This is a genomic window from Ignavibacteria bacterium (genome assembly GCA_036262055.1).
GTDB lineage: Bacteria > Bacteroidota > Ignavibacteria > Tepidaquicellales > Tepidaquicellaceae > DATAJP01.
Genome location: DATAJP010000003.1, coordinates 561,290 through 580,154, shown reverse-complemented (window position 1 = coordinate 580,154; position 18,865 = coordinate 561,290). Strand labels below are relative to the sequence as shown.

Sequence of the window (18,865 nt, the reverse complement as noted above, 5' to 3'; positions counted from 1 at the left end):
ACGAAATTTAAAAAAATATGAAGTTTTACTTTACTGTCTTTATTGTTTTTTTGTTTTGTGCAAATACCGCATTTTCTCAATTGGATACCAATAAAATCATTCCCCCAAATCCACCTATCACAGATACCGTTGCTTACCTTGTTAATATTGCATGGCTAAATAACCCTATGCCGCAGACATACAGGAGTAAAAAAGTTCAGGCGGAGGAAGAACTTCATCAATCAAAATGGTCATGGCTGGATGCAATTAACTTTGCGTATCTTTTTGATCCGAGCGTAACAAGCACAACAACAAATTCACAGGATAAATCACAGAGATTCGGGGTCGGTTTAACGGTAAATCTTGGAATGCTTTTCAGAGTTCCGAGTGTGATAAGACAGTCTGAGGAAGAAGTAAAAATTGCAGATGCGAATTTAATGACTCATAGATTATACATAAGAACCCAAGTAATTCAAAGGTATTGGGTATTTAAACAAAATATTTCGATGCTCAGAATCAGAACGGATGCTATGAATGACGTGCAATCGTCATTAGTGCTTGTGAGATACAGATATGAAAACGGCGAGGTAACACTTGAACAATATAATTCTGCATTAACCGCATATACAGACAGCCAGGAAAAGCAGATTGTATCGCTTTCGGAAATGTATTCGAGTAAAGCTGCACTCGAAGAAATTTTAGGCAAACAATGGGAGGAAATATTTAAATAATGGATTTAATACACTTCATAAAAGTTTTATTGAGAAGAAAGCTATTGTTGATTGTTCTGCCGTCAATTGCAGTAATCATAACATATCTTCTTGTAAAAAATCTTCCTGATGTTTATAAGTCGTCTGCTCAGCTTTCAACAGGCATAACAGACGAGACAAAACTCTCTCTTACAACAGAAGGTCAGGCAATACAGCAATTCGACATTCAGAATAAATTCGGCAACTTGATTGAGTTGATGAACTCAAAAAAAGTTGTTGATTTAGTTGGTTACAAATTATTGCGGCATGATTTAACCAGCTCTCCTCCATTCCGCGAGCCGAGCAAGTTAATGCAGACTTTAAATCAGGAAGCAAAGAATAATGTTATCAGAATTTTAAATGAAAAAATTGATTCAATGGCTTCCCTGACAAATGCTATTGAAGATGAAAGAGGAATTATTGCGCTTCTTGAAAGCATGAAGTATGATTATTCTGCATTGTATAACAAATTAAAAATAAACAGGGAAGGAACAAGCGATTTTATTAAAATTGAATTTGAATCCGAAAACCCTGACCTGTCTGCTTATGTAGTAAACGAGGAAGTTACAGAGTTTATAAGATATTATAAGCAATTAACTGCAGTAAAAAGTGATGCAACTATTAATTTCTTTGCGGATTTATCCGAGCAAAAGAAAAAAGAACTTGATGAAAAAGTCGATGAACTGAAAAGGTACAAAATGGCGAATGGGGTTATCAATCTTTATGAACAGACAAAATCATTAGTTGACCAGAAGGCAGAGCTTGAAATTGCAAGGGAAGAGGAAAACAAAAAAATTCCTGCTCTTCAGGAAGCAATAAAATTAATTAATAATAAATTTACAAATAAAGATAAATTATATTACGAAGCAAACTCAAGAACGTATAATGCGCGAATCGTTGAACTTAAAGATAAGATTAAAAGACTAACCGATGATTTAATTACTCAGGGATATACTAACCAGGCACTAAAGGATGAAATTGAAGCAACCAAAAAACAGCTTGAGGTTGAAATTGTAAGCGGTGCTGATGATTTTCTGCTCGACCCTAACACCTCAAAGAATGAACTTGTAACTCGAAGAATAGGATATGAAGTTGATCTGGAAATTGCAAGATACAGCACCAAGTCGATGGACAAAGAACTTGCAAGGTTGGATGCTCAGGTTCAAAGTTACGCCCCTAAGGAAGCCGAAATAGCTGCATATGAAAGAGAGATTCAGGTTGCATCAGATGTATATCTAATGGTTTTGAACCGTCTCAATCTTTCAAGATTCGATACAATGAATCTTGGAAATTCATTAAAGCAAACCGAATACGGCGAACCGGCAAATAAGCCGGAAGCATCAAAAAAGATGCTTACGGTTATACTTGCTGGAGTAGTTAGTCTTTTAATGACGGTAATTTTAATTTTCGTAATCGAATATTTAGACCAGACAATAAAAAGTCCTGCGCATTTTCTCAAGCTTACGAATATTGAACTTCTTGGAACTTTGAACCGTCTTAAAAAATCTCAGATAAATTTAAGAGAGTTATTTAGTGACAGAGAACTTGACGGAGATTCGGAATTGTTTAAACAGTTATTGAGGTCATTGAGATTTGAAATACTGAAAAAATTGAATGGCAAAAGAATAATTCTTGTAACAAGCACCGAAAAAGGTGCAGGCAAATCTCTTATAATTTCCTGTCTTGCATACTCTCTGGCGCTGATTAATAAAAGAGTATTATTAATTGATACAAATTTCTCTCATCCTTCGTTGACCTCAAGCTTTAATGCTTCACCTGTGTTTGAAGAATATCTTGAAGAAACTTTACCCGCAGATAAAGTGATTTCAAGAACAACAATGGGAAATATCGATATTGCAGGCAGCAAGGGAGGTTCATATTCTCCGGATGAAATTGGAGGAATCGATAATCTAAATAAAAAGATTCATGAGCTTGCTAAAGGTTATGACATAGTTTTTATGGAAGGTGCGGCATTAAATAAATATTCTGATTCAAAAGAGCTCTCGAATATTTCCGATGCAGTAATCTCAGTATTCTCTGCAAATAATGTCATTGAAGAGTCGGATAAAAACTCAATTGAAATTCTTAATTCAATGGATCCTAAATTCATCGGGGCAATTTTGAATAATTTATCGACTGAATATATTGAAGAAATTTACGGGGATTTTTACAAGAAACGAAGCTGGGCAAGAAGGGTTACTAAAAGCATCATCAAAAGAAACCTTTCTAAAAAGAAGTTGAAGGATACATCCGTCTCTTAAAATTATTTTTAATCTTTAACTTATGGGGGTTCTCTCCGTTTTATTTTATGCTGTCCAGATTTTAATTCTATTTTTTTTATTATTCCCTTTCCTCAGTGTCATACTATCTCTGTTATTTAGAAAGCCGCGCTTAAAAAACAAAATAAATCAAAAATTTGACTTTGGTTTAATCATTACTGCCTATAAAGAAACCGAAATAACACTTCCTTTAGTCGATTCATTACTCAAGCAAAACTATGATAATTATCTGATATATCTTGTCGCAGATGAATGCGACGTATCTAAGCTGAAATTTGATGATGAAAGAGTCGTTGTTCTTAAACCAGAATCCAAGCTTGGTTCGAAGATTAAATCTATTCTTTATGCTATTGATAACTTCAAAAGACAGCATCAGTATGTAACGATTTTTGATCCTGATAATCTTGCCCACCCGAAATTTTTAGGAGTTACCAACAAATTTCTGAACAACGGATATAAAGCAGTGCAGGGACGAAGAGCTCCAAAAAATTTAGATTCGATTTATGCATGTCTCGATGCAATGAGTGAATATTACTATAATTATCTTGTGAAATATTTGCCATATAAAATTCGCTCGTCAGCTACGATTGCAGGCTCGGGAATGACAATTGAAACGGAACTCTATCTCAATAATCTGAGAAAGCTTGAAGAAGAAAACGCCAAGGGCGGAGTAATAGTTGCGGAGGATAAAATTCTTCAGGCGGATTTGGTTGAAGACGGAAACATTATTGCGTTTGCGCGTGATGCAATTGTTTATGATGAAAAAGTTTCAACGGCGTCACAGGTGGAAAGACAAAGAACACGATGGATTAATTCTTATTTTCTTTATGCAAAAACTGCCGCAAGCATAATGCTGAAAGGTCTGTTCAGCCTTAACTGGAACAAGATGTATTTTGGTTTAAGCACCCTCATACCGCCATTATTCATTTTGATATTGATGACATTTTTTTTCACGGCACTAAATTTCTTTTTAAATTTTGATTTCTTTTTAATTTTTGCGGGAGCATTTACAGTATTCGTGTTGAATATTTTCTTTGTTCTTGCATTAAGCAGGGTTGAACCGCAAGTATGGAAATCAATCTGGGGTATTCCATTGTTTATGTTCAATCAGATTCTTGCACTTTTCCGCATCAAGCGTTCAAACAAAGAATTTATGGAAACCGTCCATACTAAATATTTAACAATTGATGAAGTGCTTGCCGATAAAAAAATCAGAATGGATGGAAAAATCAGGATACTTGCAACAATAAGACAGGGCGATTACGGCGGAGGTGAAACCTATCTTTACAATCTTGTTACCCAAATAGATAAAACCAAATATGAACCCTATATATTGAGTTTTACCGAGGGTAATATGATTAATCAGCTTAAAGAAAAAGGTTATAACACCTTTATAATTAAAACCATTAAGCCATTTAATTTTTTTATTTACAGCAGGGTCAAAAAAATTTTGGAACGTGAAGGCATTGACATCCTTCATATTCACGGAACGCGGGCAGGAACTAATTCACTTATACCTGCCATGTGGAGTAAAAAAAAAAGAATATATACCGTTCACGGATTTTCATTCCATTCGGGGATAAATATGCTTTCATATAAACTCAGACAGATTTCAGAGAGGTTTCTAATTAAAAACTCAAATTTGACAATATGCGGCTCTCATAATGATATTAACGTCGGCAAGAGTTTGTATGAGGACGGAGATTTTGAGTTGATATATAACAGTATAAATGCGGAAGAATATAAGCCGTTTGATTCGGATAACAGCTATCGAAAATGTCTGGGCTATAACGAAACTGATTTTATTGTATGCTTCATAGCAAGATTTACATATCAGAAAGCCCCTGAGACTTTTGTGAAAGCAATACCTGAAGCCATTAAGAAATATCCTGAAATAAAATTTATAATGTTCGGGGAAGGTGAGTTAAAAGAAAAATGCATTAAGCTTGCTGAGAAATTGAACATCGGAGATTCATTAAAGTTTATGCCGTTCACGAATGATGTCAAAACTGTTCTGAATGCAATTAATGTTTTTGTTTTGCCGTCACTGTGGGAGGTAATTCCGCTTGGGCTGCTTGAAGCGATGTCGATGGAAAAAATCTGCATTGCTACGGATATACCCGGAACTAATGAAGCATTGATAAATAATTATAACGGATTATCCATACCTGTGCATAATCATAGTGCTTTGTCTGATAGTATTTTAAAAGTTTATACCGATAAAAAGTTAGCTAATATGTTTTGTGAGAATGCAAGAAAGACAGTTTTGGAAAAATTTGACATAAATGTGCTTGTCAGAAAAAATGAGGAAGCGTATGATGAAATTTATAATTCTTGACAAGAGTTAATGGCATTTGCAAAAGATTCATATTGGTTGAAATCTGGAATATATACAGTTCTGCAAAGAGTAACGACTTTGCTGACAGGATTCGGAAGTTTTTATATTTTAGTGCGTATGCTTCCCAAAGAACAAATGGGGGAGTATGCATTGTTCCTTACAGTGACGGCATTAATTGAGGTAAGCAAGAACGGGCTGATACAAAACGCTCAAATAAAGTATAGCGCATCAGCAACTCCGGAAGAGTATCCGAAAATCTTGAGCGCTTCGTTCTCTTTGAATTTATTAATTGCTTTGATTTTAGTTGCCGGGTTATTTATTGCTGCAAAACCTTTGAGCATCCTTTGGAGCTCTCCGTCGCTTGAACCGATGTTTTATTTATATGTGATAACTACTTTAGTACTTGTTCCTTTTTATCAGTTTAATTTTATTCAGCAGGCGAATCTGGATTTTAAGGGAATTTTTTACAGCAGTCTTGTAAGGCAGGGTTTATTTTTCACGGGAATATTAGTAGCATTGATAATCGGTTATCAAATTGAGTTAACAGAAATTGTATGGCTTATGACTGCGGGGGCTTTACTTGGAACATTAACATCATATCCATTTGTAAAAAAGTTTTTCAGGATTTCAAAAAAGATAGAGTGGAATTGGGTGAAAAAATTATTTCATTATGGTAAATATGTTTTCGGAACTAATATCAGCTCGATGATTTACACAAGCGTTGACCAGATGATGTTGGGTATTTTATTAGGACCTCCATCTGTTGCAGTGTTTAATGTTGCTCAGCGTGTAACAAACTTTGTTGAAGTTCCGTTGTCGTCTGTTTCGGCAATTGTATTCCCGCAAAGTGCAAAAAGAATCGAAACTGACGGCAAAGAAGCGGTATGTTATTTATATGAACGTTCGGTCGGACTCTTACTTGCAATGATTTTACCCGTTACGATTGTTACTCTTTTATTTACAAAAGAAATAATAATCATAATTGCGGGCGAACAGTATTTAAGCGCAGTTCCAATATTGCAAGTAATTATTCTTGCAACACTGTTGCAACCTTTCGGGAGACAATTTGGGGTTGTGATGGACTCAATCGGGAAGCCGAGAGTAAATTTTATTCTGCTTGTAATTATAATGCTTGTAAATATTTTATCGAACTATTTATATATTTCTTATTTCGGATTAATAGGTGCGGCGTTCGGAACGTTCACAGCTCTGGTAATATTTTTGATTATTAATCAGATAATTCTTAAAAGAGAAATCGGAGTAAAAACGCATCACACATTTATTTATATGTATAGATTTTATATCGATGGCTTTAATATGGTGCTGAATAAACTTTTTAAAAGAAAAAATCACAATAAGGATTAAGTTGAACGATATAATAAAAGGAAGAGATATTGTTGTTACGGGGCTTCAGGCGTGGGATAATGCCATTGGCAGCAACTGCATTAATATTGCACTTGAGTTTGCAAAGCAAAATCGTGTGTTGTATGTTAATTCTCCGCTTGATACAATAACGGTATTGAAGGGAAAGAATGATGAAAAAGTTCAGAAACGGCTAAGAATAATTGATGGTCAGGAAAAAGATTTGGCAAAAGTTGGTGAGAATATATGGGAATTTAATCCGAGAAAAAAAATAAAATCAATTAATTGGATAAAATTCGACTGGCTTTTTGATTTTTTTAATAAAAGAAATAATGCAATTTTCACTAAAGAAGTTAAACGGGCAATGGATAAGCTTGGATTTAAAAATATTATTTTGTTCAATGACAGCGATATGTTCAGAAGTTTTTACTTTCAGGAATATTTGAAACCCGAGGTCAGCATTTATTACAGCAGGGACAATCTGATTGCTGTTGATTATTGGAAAGCTCACGGAATAAGAATTGAAGCGGAGCTAATAGAAAAATCAGATGCTGCCGTTGCGAATTCGACTTATCTTGCTGACTACTGCAGACAGTTTAATAAAAATTCTTTTTATGTCGGGCAGGGATGCGATTTAAGTTTGTTTGATAAAAATCTGATTAAGGAAGAGCCTAAGGATTTAAAAGACATTCCGCATCCGAGAATCGGGTATGTCGGTGCTATATTTACTTTGAGATTAGACATTGATATATTGAGTTACATTGCAAAAACAAAACCCGATTGGCAGATTGTTTTAGTCGGACCTGAAGACGATGGATTTTTAAACAGCGAGTTACATGGAATGAAGAACGTTCATTTTTTTGGTTCGAAAGACGGAAGCTTGCTGCCATCATATATAAATTATTTTGATGTTTGCATCAATCCGCAATTACTGAACGAGGTTACAATTGGAAATTATCCTCGCAAAATTGATGAATATCTTGCAATGGAAAAACCAACTGTTGCAACAAAAACGGTCGCAATGAGCATTTTTGCAAACCATACTTATCTTGCCGAAACAAAAGAAGAGTATGTAAAACTTATTGAACTTGCATTAAAAGAAGATAATGAAGAAAAAGGAAAAGCGCGAAGAGAGTTTGCATCATCGCATACGTGGGAAAATAATGTTAAGGAAATTTACAAAGCCATTAACCTTGTGTATGAATTGAGAGGTAAAAAATAATATGGGCTTAAAGGAAAAATTAGATTCAAATCCGGGAATGAAAAAACTTGCTCACAAGATGCTTATTCCTAAGGGACAGGCGCGTCCCCGCTTATGGGTTAAATGGTTTGTAAATCCTTTTAAGCACAAAAAAGGGAAGGGCTCGAAGATTTGCAGTATGACTCGAGTCGATGTTTTGCCTTTTAATAAATTTGAATTGGGAGATTATTCAACTATAGAGGATTTCGCAACGGTGAATAATGGTGTCGGTGATGTGATAATAGGAAGCAGAACAAGAATCGGATTGGGGAATGTGATTATTGGTCCTGTGAAAATCGGAAATAACATTATGTTTGCGCAAAATATTGTGCTGTCCGGATTGAATCATGTTTATGAAAACCCGGATGTTCCAATACTCGACCAGCCGGTTACGACTGCTGAGATTGTTATCGAAGATGATTCATGGATTGGCGCAAACTCTGTTATTGTTGCGGGTGTAACAGTTGGGAAGCATTCGGTTGTTGCCGGCGGAAGCGTGGTAACAAAAAATGTCCCGCCATATTCTATTGTCGGCGGTAATCCAGCTAAACTATTGAAGCAGTATAATTTTGAAACCAAACAATGGGAAAAAGTTCTGACTAAATAATATGAAACCAAAAGTAAATAAAAAGAAAATTAAAACCGAAGAGGAGCCGTTGTCACCGCAGGATAAGCTTCGGGAAAATCTTGCAATCGGGTTGTGCTTCTTGACATGTTTTGGGTTATTTATAAAAATTTTATTTTTTTAAATGACAGGTTCGAATGTTGACGTTTCGATTATTATTGTAAGCTGGAATACGAAAGCTTTATTGCGAAATTGTCTGAAGTCGATTTATGATGAAGCAAAGAAATATTCTTTTGAGATAATCGTTGTTGATAATGATTCTCCTGATAAATCAGCTGACATGGTTGCGGAAGAATTTCCGGAAGTAATACTGATTGCAAATAAAACAAACAACGGCTTTGCTCCTGCAAATAACCAGGGAATTGAAATTGCAAAAGGAAAAAATATTTTATTGTTAAATCCTGATACGATTGTTATTGAAAACGCAATAGATAAAATGCTCGATTATATTTTTGCAAATCAACACAGAGGAGTTGGAATTTTAACATGCAAGCTGTTGAATGATGATTTATCACTTCAAAAATCCGTGAACAGTTTTTTTAATTTATGGCGTTCATTTATAGAGAACAGATTCTTTGCAGATTTTTTAAGTAAATACAGCACTAAGAATGCGTTTATGTCGTTCTGGGACCATAATGAAGAACGTGAAATTGATTGGGCATACGGAGCTGTTCTTTTATACACGCGTGAAGTTGCAGATAAAGTCGGGATGCTTGATGATAAATTCTGGATTTATGCAGAGGAGATGGATTTTTACATGAGAGTGAAGAAGGCAGGGTTTAAAGCAGTGTTCCTGCCTGATGTTGAGATTATTCATTATGGAAAATCAAGCTCGCGTCAAAGAAGAGCAGAAATGTTCATTCAGAATTATAAAAGTTTTTATTTGTTTCTGAAAAAACATTACTCATTGATGACTTATTACTTATATAGATTGAGAACTTATGTTTATATGTTTTTGTGGATAGCAAAATATTCGCTAATGTTTTTGATTCACAAGCTGACAGGTAAATCAACCGAAGAAGATAAAAATCAGCTTGAAGTTTATACTAAAACTTTAAAATGGCATTTTAGCGGTGCAAGTTTTATAAAAGTTTCATAAAATAAATGAAAGATTTTACAGTCAAAATAGGAACAGGTTACGAAGATTTATCTTTATATGATAAAGCTAAGAAATGGCTTCATGAGAGAATTGTACTTGAAAGATTATTTAACTGGTTCGGGATTTTAATTCTTCTTGCGCTGACTGTTCTTACGAGTGTTGCAATAGGCAAAACAGGATTTGAAGTTTCAGTCGCTCTCACAATTTTGATAATTGGTGTTCCTCTTGCGTTTGCATCGTTATTTAATTTGCGCGTCGGGGTTGTTATAGCAATAATTACATCTTTTTTTGTACTTGGAGTAAAACGTCTTGCAGGTGATGTTCAGCTTGGCGTTCTGATGGACGTTTTGATTGTGATTTTGTTTTTTGGAATGTTCATTAAACAGATACATGAAAAAGATTGGTCTTTCGCGGATAATCCAATCAGCAAAATAATTTTAATATGGATTTGCTATAATTTGTTTCAGGGAGGAAATCCGAGCTCCGAGTCCACAATGGCATGGCTATATACAATAAGAAGCGCGGCGGGAATTATGGTATTTTATTTTATGCTGATGTATGCAATCAATTCCAAAAAATTCATTACTATTCTTATTTATCTCTGGATTGGTTTAGTGATGCTTGCCACCATTTACGGCTATATTCAGGAATTTGTGGGGCTTGCGCCGTTCGAGATGAGATGGGTAATGGAAACCTCAGAGCGGTATGCGCTTTTATATCAGGCAGGAAAATTTAAAAAGTTTTCTTTTTTCAGTGACCCGCTTGTGTTCGGGTTTACACTTGCGTTCACGAGTATGCTTTGTTTTGTGCTTGCAACGGGACCTATTTCTCGATTTAAAAAAGTTATGTATATTTTGATGGGAATATTTATGCTATATGGTATGCTTTTTTCAAGCACACGCGCAGCGTTTATTCTTCCTGTTGCCTCTTTGTTGTTTATTACAATAATTACATTAAATAAAAAATTAGTGATATTTGGGTTAGGAACGATTTTCATTGGCATCATTCTACTGCAAATACCTTCAAGTAATCCTGAGCTTGTAAGATTTCAATCAGCTTTTAGTCCGGCTGATGACCCGTCATATCAGGTGCGAGTAAAAAACCAGGCATTCATTCAGCCGTATATACAGACTCATCCGTTCGGCGGAGGAATGGGTGCCACAGGTGAATGGGGCAAGAAATTTTCGCCATGGTCTCCGCTTGCAAATTTCCCTCCTGACAGCGGATATATAAGAACCGCTGTTGAAATGGGATGGGTGGGATTGTTTTTACAATTGTTGATGATCTTTATTGTGTTGTATGTCGGTATAAAAGATTATTTCAGAATCAGAGATAAGTTATTAAAGAGTTATGCTTTGGGGATGCTTACGGTCATATATTGTCTTGCCCTCGCGAATTTTCCGCAGGAAGCAATAGGGCAGTACCCAATAAGCTTACTTTTCTTTGTTGCTATAGCGATTGTAAATAAATGCCGTCAGTTTGATGAAGCAAGACAGCAAAAACTTTAAATAAAGCGTAATGGATTTTACAGTTCCGGCATGGGTTAAGCGATGTTTGTTTGAGTATAAAGGCGTTGACGGATTATCAAAGGAATTTTATAAAGATATTTCCGAACGATTTAAAAAATTTCATCCGGAAAATCCTGATGTTTCAATTGTTATACCTGCATGGAACGAAGAAGATAATCTCGCGGGTACTCTAAATTCATTATCTTATATTGAGAGCCCGCATAAAGTTGAAATTATTGTTGTGAACAACAACTCAACCGACAAAACTCAGGAACTGCTCGACAGGTGCGGAGTAAAATCTTTTTTTCAGCCGGTTCAAGGTATTAGTTTCACCAGGCAGATGGGGCTTGAGAAAGCAAAAGGAAGAATTATTCTTTGCGCCGATTCGGATACATTATATCCGCCGACTTGGGTTGATGGTTTTGTAGAAACTCTTGCAAACCCGGAGGTAACTTGCGCTTATGGAAAATATTCTTTTATTCCGCCTCCCAAAACCTCACGGTTTACAATGGCGGTTTACGAAATGATTACAAATACATTATTTGCTCTGAGAAGACGCAGAAGAAATTATCTTAATGTTATGGGATTTAATTTCGGATTCAGAAAATCTGACGGATTGAAAGTCGGAGGATTCAATCTTGAAAGAACAATCTGGGAAGATGGATGGATGGCAATGAAGCTTGGGGAAATAGGAAAAATTCAAGTTATCAAATCGGATAAATCAAAAACATGGACGCTTGCAAGAAGATTAATCATAGATGGCGGTTTAAGAAAATCATTTATAAAAAGAATTAAAAAAGAAAGCACCAGAATAGGAGAATATATTTTCAAGAAAGAAATTAAGTATTAACAAATATTGTTAATATTGGTATGAAAATATTAAAAACGGATTTCAGTGTTCCTGAATGGATAAAGGAACACTTTATTAAGTTCGAACGTATTGAAAAACATAACACGGAATTTTATGATTTTTTGCGAAATAAATTAAAGCGGTTTAACTCTGATAATCCGGAAGTTTCAATTGTAATACCTGCTTGGAATGAAGAAAAAAATCTTTTAAGAACATTAAGTTCTCTATCAAAATTGGAAACAAATTATGAGACTGAAATTATAGTAATAAATAATAATTCAACTGACAAGACTCAATATATACTGGATAAGCTTGGAGTGAAATCATTTTTTCAGCCGGAGCAAAGCATAAGCCTGACAAGACAAATGGGTTTAGAAGTGTCAAAAGGCAAATATCATTTATGCGCTGACTCTGATACCATATATCCTACTACGTGGGTCGATGAATTAGTTGACGCTTTAAAAAACCCGGATGTAACTTGCGTATATGGTGAATATTCATTCGTTCCGCATGAAGGAATGACACGCAGACAATTGGCAGCGTATGAAATATTTTCAAATCTTCTATTTAAATTGCGGCGAAAGCGCAGGGATTTCTTGAATGTTATGGGATTTAATTTTGCTTTCAGAAAAGAAGACGGACTGAAAGTTGGTGGATTTAATACCGGAAGAAAATTCTGGTCTGACGGATGGATGGCAATGCAGCTCGCTCAAATAGGACAGATTAAATTATTAAAAACAGAAAAAACTAAAGTCTGGACAGTACCAAGAAAAATGGTGAAAGACGGAGGAATCATAAGAACAATTTTTAAACGGCTTGGAAGAGAAAAAACAAAGATTACAGAATATGTTTTTCGCAAGAAAGTAAAACACCATCATCCTATTAATTAATGAAACCGATTACCAGCGAATTATTGAATAGATATTATTATTTTATTGTAGGGCTATAATGATGTTTACTCGGTAATGTAAAAGAAATCAGTATAAAAACATAACTTTATGGACAAAAAAATTCCATTATAAATTATACAATAATTTGCAATTTTTAGTGGAATAATGATTTAGCAAAATATTATTCCCAAAGAAGTTTGGAAATAAATTAAAACCCCTGAAAAAATAAATTAAAAATGAAATTTACATGAAGAAATATACCCTTTTTGTTTTTTTAATTTTATTTGTTTTAGGGATTAACAAAGAAACACTCGCCTCAGGTATCGGGACAAAGTTTCAGATATATGTTCCTCCAAATGCATATTCCAGCAGCCGTTATGTTCAAATATATATTACCGCTACAAGTGATTCCACCTACATTACACTAACAGACGATAATGCAGATGGTGACAATGATGATTCATTTACGGGAATGCTCAGACATGGTGAGACTTATCTGCGGTTTATTAAAGACGGCACGGTTAATGATGACCAAGGCGGAAAAGAAGACGGAGATTATTTTGTAATTACAGCAACAAAGCCTGTCATTGTCGGTCAATATACTAAGTCCGAAAATTCTCATGACTTCATTCCTTCCATCAACAACACTATGAAAGGAAATTTCTTTAAAATTTTTACCCCGGTATCTACAAATAAGCTTGACATAAATGCTTTTGTATATCAGGATAATACAACAATATACTTGTATGATATATCGGCAAATACCCAGACTTCTACAGGCATTGCGAGAGTTAATCTAAATAATCCCCCCCAGGTTTTCAGCATAACATTGAATACAAAACAAGATTTAATCAATGTATCCTCTTCCATAGGAAGAAACAAATTAGTAAACGGCAAAAGTTATCTTTTATATGCCAATAAACCGGTAACAGTCCAGATTGGTTCACTTAACGGAGCAACAAGAGACGGCGGAAGTTTTGTACCGGGGACGAACGGTTCAACGCTTGACAATTTTTATTATTTCGGGATACCAGCAGAAAAAAGCAATGAACAGGAACTAAGAATTGTAAGTTTTAATAATGGTGTAAATGTTAAAGTTGATCAATTAAGCAGCGGCAACTGGGTTAATTTCGGAAATTATAATCTTAGCCAATATCAGAATGCAAATTGGATTTCCACAAGTCAGATAAGTCTGTTTAGAGCAACAGTAACCGGAGGTAAGGTTACTATTTTTGAAGGAAATGACCTTGAAACCGGCTCTGATGGGAAGTCGGATATGTATAATTTTGCTCCTTCAAACAAAGGTGACCAGGCAGCAACTTATTTTAATGTATGGCTTCCTTATCCCGGTGACCAGCGCAGCTGCAGAGACCCCTTTACGGGAGCAAATTTTACGGCACTTTGGTCGCATATTTTTGTTTATTCGGCATATAATACAGCAGTAACTTTTAAGGATGTGCCGACTAACGGAGGTATTATAGATACAAGCTTCACAGTTGATGCCGGAAGATATAAGGATTTTAAAGTTAATACAACAAAGTATGCATCTTTGACATCGGGTTCACGCCAACCTTACATTGCGATAACATCGACTCAGCCAATAGTAGCATCGGTTACAAACTGGTATGACAGCTGGATGTCTTATGCAACAGAGGTTATTCCAAATAGTGTAACAATGGGTTCTGATTTTAATGTTGACTCTGTTTATTCCGGTTCAAATGCTATTCTAACGGGGTATGCATATAATGACGGTTATACTTTTACGACAAGAAAACTAACAATAAATATACCCGACGGATTTAATTATGTTACTTCCAATTTAAATACTCCGTCACAGGGAAATTTAGGACAGGGGACTGTTGCCAATTTAGGAGATGGAGAAAAGTCAGTAACCTGGCAAGGATTTAATTTTAATTTATTTGACAGTGTTAAATTCAGTCTTACCGTAACAGCAAACAGCTTATATGCGAACGGTTCTGCGATACAAAGCGGAACTACATTTCAGTTTCCATCAGCTTTCAACGGAATAAGCGGAACCGACACCATAAATGCGCAAACTGCTTCAGGCATTAAGGTTAAAAATAGTAATTCATACGCAGAAATAACAAAATACATTGTTGCATTTGAGGATTTGAAAAACAGCGCATGGAACGATTGGGAAGTTAATGACTGGGTATCATCGATTATTCAATCCGTGGAAGCAGATTCCCTCAATAGGATAAAAAGAATAGTTTTTAATTATGAAGCGCTTGCAAGAGGCTCTTCGTTTAATCATACATTTTACCAGAAGGTAAATATTCTCGGTAACTCAACTGTTTCATTAACAGTTTATGATACGCTTGGAAATGTTAAATCGGATTTAAGCTTTTCAAACCAGGCAAGAAGCGGAGCATTTACAACAACTATTTTTCCTTCAACAAAACAGGCGCTCCCCCCGGCAACAGGGCAATTTTCAACCAATACATACAGCGGACAAAATTGGGTTGTCAAAGGATATACAGCAAAGCTTGAGATTATTTTAAATAATACTTTAAATACTTTATCATCGATTGTAGCCTCAACATTTGACCCTTATATAATAACTGAGTTCGGAAATGAAATTCATATCGCATCCATTGCAGGTCTCGCAGGAAATACACAGAATGTAGATAATAATGTTGTTATGAATACTCCATTATATGGATATTTCCTTGATTTAGGGTACAAACTTCCATATGACTGGAGATGGCCGCTTGAAGGTCCTGCTTATCCGATATGGGTAGCATATCCTCAGTTTGAAGAATTTATCATAAGCGGACAGTTTCTGAATCAGGACTGGTATGATTATCCGGATACCACAAAAGTCTGGAATAAAAGAATTGTTGAAAATGATGATGTAAAATATGCATCAACATTTAATGTGCAGACCGATATGAATAAAAGCCGATTTGAAGAACATTCTTTAAGTTCTTCGGTTTTCATTGATACTCTCGACAAATTTTTCGGCTCACCTAAGTTAGTTGATTTAGATAATAATGGAACTCTTGAAGCTTTGGTAGGTTGTGTTGATTCGCGGTTTTATGCTTTCAATTCAAACGGTGATGTAATGCCGGGATTCCCCGTGCCGACTGCAGGAATTATCCGGTCAACGGCTGCGGTAGACACATCATATGCCCCCGGAATTAAAGCAATTATATTTGGTTCCGATGATGGAAAATTATACGGGGTAACTCAGGTCGGAAAATCTTTACCTGGTTTTCCGGTAAATACTGACGGTGCAATTAAATCTTCTCCGGCAATTGTTGATTTAAGAAATGACGGGAATAAATACATTGTTGCATATTCAGGTAACGGTAAGTTATTTGTGTTTGATATGCAGGGGCGAACTCAACCGGGATTTCCAAGACAGCTTCAGAAAACATTTGATACATTCGGAAGTTTGTTAATTTTGCCATCTCCTGCAACTGCAGATTTATTTAATGACGGTTCAAGAGAAATCATTGTCAGTACTATTGACAGTTCATTATTTGTTATTTCAAACACAGGCAGTGATTTATCGGGGTTTCCTTTAAAACTTGATAATATCATTTATGCTTCACCCGTTGTATCGAAGTTTAGGGATAATTCAAATAAAATTATAATTGTAAGCAGCGGCGGATATGTTTATGTTATTAACAGAAATGGAAGTATTTTCCAGCAAAGAAAAATTGCAGAATCTTTTATTTCTTCTCCGGTAGTTTTTGACATAAACAGAGACGGAACAAAAGACATAGTTGTAGTATCGACAGACGGAACTGTATTTTCATTAAATGCTGAAACTCTCGAAACTCAATGGGAGGTTTCAACAGCGACAATATTATCAACTCCGGTTATTGCTGATGTTTCGGGCGATGAGTTTCCGGAAGTTATAGTTCCGACAATGACAGGTGTGACATTTGTTTTTGAAAGCGACGGCGCTATAGACTCAAGGAATACTAATTTAATAGATATTTTTGATTCATGGATAATCTCGGGACCTGCAATCGGTGATGTTGATAATAACGGAAAGCTTGACATAGTTCTTGCTTCATTTGATAAAACTATCCGCACATATGAATTTCCAAATTCAAATCCGGAATCAAAAATTCATTGGGGTTCGTTCGGATATAATTTAGGAAATACCAGATGGGATGAATCGGATTATATTCCGCCTGACCAACCTGATGCATTAGGTCAGATTTTTAATTATCCAAATCCCGTTACTACAGATCGGACAACAATCCGTGCAGAACTACCTTTGAATGTTGAGGAGATTGATTTGAAAATATTCGATATAGGAGGTGAACTTGTCAAAGAGCTGAGCAAGAAGGATTTCATAAGAAACGGTATTTATTGGGATTACACCTGGGACTTACAGAACGGCAAGAACGTTCCAGTTGCCAACGGTGTTTATTTATTCTTCATCGAAGCAAAGCTCAACGGAAATACATATAAGAAAAATCAAAAGATGGGGGTTGCAAGATGAAAAAGCATATAAGAACTCTCGCAATAATCATTTTTATTTTTATAGCAACTTCTTCTTTTGCTCAAACAGGCGACGGAGGTGAACCTGGAGCATTTTTGAAAAACGGATTCAGTGTTCGCGCATCCGCAATGGGACAGTCATTTGTATCTATTGCAGACGATGCATCTGCAATATTTTATAACCCGGGCGGTTTGATAAACATAAAAGGCACTCAAGCAGTCGGAATGTATTCAAAATTATTCAGCGATGTAGATGGTGTAAATTATGGAACGTTTGGATTAGCCCATAATTTTGATTTTGGCATTGTCGGAATTGGTGTTGCATATCTTAATGTTGGTGATATCCCTTATGTAGAGAATGAATCGGGTCCGACAGGGCTTACATTCTCTAACAACCAGACTGCGGTTTATCTTTCATATACAAAATTATTTCTTGAAAATCTTAATATCGGCGGTAATCTGAAGTTCATAAATCATTCAATGGCAAATTATTCCGGAACGGGATTTGGTTTGGATTTAGGATTATACTCTACCGTAAATGAACAGTTGACGGTTGGTTTAATGTTTCAGGATTTGATTGGTCCTGTCGTTAAATTGAACAAGCAGGAAGATAAATTCAGGACAAAAGTAAAATTCGGATTTGTTTATAAGCCGATTAAAGGCTTAATGCTTGCGCCGGAAGCTGTATTTGAAAGCGACAAGGATGAAATTTTTTCAATCGGCGGCGAATATGCTTTATTCAACGATATGCTTTTCTTAAGAAGCGGTTTCAGCACAATGTATAATTCATTTTCAGCAGGCATTGGTGTGAAATACATGAACGCTGGAATTGATTACAGCTTTAACACTCATAAATATTTAGGTAATATAAATAAGTTTGGGTTTAACGTAAGTTTTTAGCGGTGATGCTTTTTTACGGTGTGAACAATCAGAAGAATGCCGGCGACAGTTATTAAGCCGGCTATTAAATCCATAACGGTGATACCATCGTCTTTGGTGAAATAAAAAATAGTATACACCTCGAAATTTTTGGGAGCAGGCATTACAATCATTCCAAGTCCTAAAATCATTAATAATATCCCGAATATAATCTGAACAATTGATTTTGTTTTGCTGTGCTTAACGTATCTGTAAGCATCTTCGCTTGTAAGTTCCGAGGAATTAAGCAGAAGCTCGAAATTATCGAGCAATTCCATTTTTGAGCTGTCGCTTTCGGAAGGAAGGTCATCCATTTCATTAAAATGCTCAATGTCCTCTTTGATTTTCCGTTCGTGAAGTATTTTTTCAATTCTGATTTTATAATAATTTAATTGTTCAGAATTGAAGTTGCTGTGTTCAAGAATTTTTATTAATTCTTCGAGCTTTTCTTCTTTTGACCTAAAGCTGTGATGAAACAACTCAGCGAACGGCTTGAGCTGTTCTTCGATTTTTTTATCTTCTCTGGATTTAAATAACGAACCCATT

At 35.5% G+C, this 18,865-nt stretch carries 13 protein-coding genes; 12 read left to right on the top strand and 1 reads right to left on the bottom strand.

What is annotated here, in order from left to right; translation table 11 throughout:
* Nucleotides 1-80: 80 nt before the first annotated feature.
* From VHP32_09670 to VHP32_09615, 12 genes are all read left to right on the top strand, one after another.
* Nucleotides 81-710: a TolC family protein gene (locus VHP32_09670; GenBank protein HEX2788162.1), complete on the top strand. Its 630-nt coding sequence runs from the start codon at nucleotides 81-83 to the stop codon at nucleotides 708-710.
* On the top strand, nucleotides 710-2,989 hold the full coding sequence (locus tag VHP32_09665; GenBank protein ID HEX2788161.1) for a Wzz/FepE/Etk N-terminal domain-containing protein: 2,280 nt from the start codon (nucleotides 710-712) through the stop codon (nucleotides 2,987-2,989). Before VHP32_09670 ends, VHP32_09665 begins: the two co-directional genes overlap by 1 nt.
* A gap of 22 nt (nucleotides 2,990-3,011) precedes the next feature.
* Nucleotides 3,012-5,345: a glycosyltransferase gene (locus VHP32_09660; GenBank protein ID HEX2788160.1), complete on the top strand. Its 2,334-nt coding sequence runs from the start codon at nucleotides 3,012-3,014 to the stop codon at nucleotides 5,343-5,345.
* 9 nt (nucleotides 5,346-5,354) lie between these two features.
* A complete protein-coding gene (locus VHP32_09655) occupies nucleotides 5,355-6,710 on the top strand; it encodes a flippase (protein HEX2788159.1) in 1,356 nt (451 codons plus the stop codon).
* A gap of 1 nt (nucleotide 6,711) precedes the next feature.
* Nucleotides 6,712-7,929, top strand: coding sequence for a glycosyltransferase (locus VHP32_09650; GenBank protein HEX2788158.1), 1,218 nt, complete (start codon nucleotides 6,712-6,714; stop codon nucleotides 7,927-7,929).
* A 37-nt stretch (nucleotides 7,930-7,966) separates the two neighbouring features.
* Complete coding sequence (locus VHP32_09645) at nucleotides 7,967-8,554, top strand: acyltransferase (GenBank protein ID HEX2788157.1); 588 nt, start codon at nucleotides 7,967-7,969, stop codon at nucleotides 8,552-8,554.
* A 142-nt stretch (nucleotides 8,555-8,696) separates the two neighbouring features.
* Nucleotides 8,697-9,671, top strand: coding sequence for a glycosyltransferase family 2 protein (locus VHP32_09640; protein HEX2788156.1), 975 nt, complete (start codon nucleotides 8,697-8,699; stop codon nucleotides 9,669-9,671).
* Between the two features lie 5 nt (nucleotides 9,672-9,676).
* Nucleotides 9,677-11,179 carry an O-antigen ligase family protein gene (locus VHP32_09635; protein HEX2788155.1) on the top strand — a complete coding sequence of 501 codons (1,503 nt, stop codon included), beginning with the start codon at nucleotides 9,677-9,679 and terminating at the stop codon, nucleotides 11,177-11,179.
* Between the two features lie 10 nt (nucleotides 11,180-11,189).
* Entirely contained in the window at nucleotides 11,190-12,029 is an 840-nt protein-coding gene (locus tag VHP32_09630; protein ID HEX2788154.1) for a glycosyltransferase family A protein, read from the top strand.
* A gap of 20 nt (nucleotides 12,030-12,049) precedes the next feature.
* The gene (locus VHP32_09625; GenBank protein HEX2788153.1) at nucleotides 12,050-12,919 is read left to right on the top strand and encodes a glycosyltransferase family 2 protein; all 870 of its coding nucleotides are present in this window, start codon (nucleotides 12,050-12,052) and stop codon (nucleotides 12,917-12,919) included.
* A gap of 247 nt (nucleotides 12,920-13,166) precedes the next feature.
* Nucleotides 13,167-17,402, top strand: coding sequence for an LruC domain-containing protein (locus VHP32_09620; GenBank protein ID HEX2788152.1), 4,236 nt, complete (start codon nucleotides 13,167-13,169; stop codon nucleotides 17,400-17,402).
* Nucleotides 17,399-18,301, top strand: coding sequence for a PorV/PorQ family protein (locus VHP32_09615; protein HEX2788151.1), 903 nt, complete (start codon nucleotides 17,399-17,401; stop codon nucleotides 18,299-18,301). Before VHP32_09620 ends, VHP32_09615 begins: the two co-directional genes overlap by 4 nt.
* Here the strand turns inward: VHP32_09615 and VHP32_09610 are convergent.
* Nucleotides 18,298-18,864 (bottom strand): hypothetical protein, encoded by a 567-nt coding sequence (locus VHP32_09610; protein HEX2788150.1) that lies wholly within the window; start codon nucleotides 18,862-18,864, stop codon nucleotides 18,298-18,300. The two genes, VHP32_09615 and VHP32_09610, sit on opposite strands and share 4 nt — an antisense overlap.
* Nucleotide 18,865 lies beyond the last annotated feature (1 nt).

Coding starts and splice junctions, on each gene's coding strand:
- VHP32_09665 (HEX2788161.1), top strand. CDS start 710: ATGGATTTAATACACTTCATAAAAGTTTTATTGAGAAGAAAGCTATTG.
- VHP32_09660 (HEX2788160.1), top strand. CDS start 3,012: ATGGGGGTTCTCTCCGTTTTATTTTATGCTGTCCAGATTTTAATTCTA.
- VHP32_09655 (HEX2788159.1), top strand. CDS start 5,355: ATGGCATTTGCAAAAGATTCATATTGGTTGAAATCTGGAATATATACA.
- VHP32_09645 (HEX2788157.1), top strand. CDS start 7,967: ATGAAAAAACTTGCTCACAAGATGCTTATTCCTAAGGGACAGGCGCGT.
- VHP32_09640 (HEX2788156.1), top strand. CDS start 8,697: ATGACAGGTTCGAATGTTGACGTTTCGATTATTATTGTAAGCTGGAAT.
- VHP32_09635 (HEX2788155.1), top strand. CDS start 9,677: ATGAAAGATTTTACAGTCAAAATAGGAACAGGTTACGAAGATTTATCT.
- VHP32_09630 (HEX2788154.1), top strand. CDS start 11,190: ATGGATTTTACAGTTCCGGCATGGGTTAAGCGATGTTTGTTTGAGTAT.
- VHP32_09625 (HEX2788153.1), top strand. CDS start 12,050: ATGAAAATATTAAAAACGGATTTCAGTGTTCCTGAATGGATAAAGGAA.
- VHP32_09620 (HEX2788152.1), top strand. CDS start 13,167: ATGAAGAAATATACCCTTTTTGTTTTTTTAATTTTATTTGTTTTAGGG.
- VHP32_09615 (HEX2788151.1), top strand. CDS start 17,399: ATGAAAAAGCATATAAGAACTCTCGCAATAATCATTTTTATTTTTATA.
- VHP32_09610 (HEX2788150.1), bottom strand. CDS start 18,864: ATGGGTTCGTTATTTAAATCCAGAGAAGATAAAAAAATCGAAGAACAG.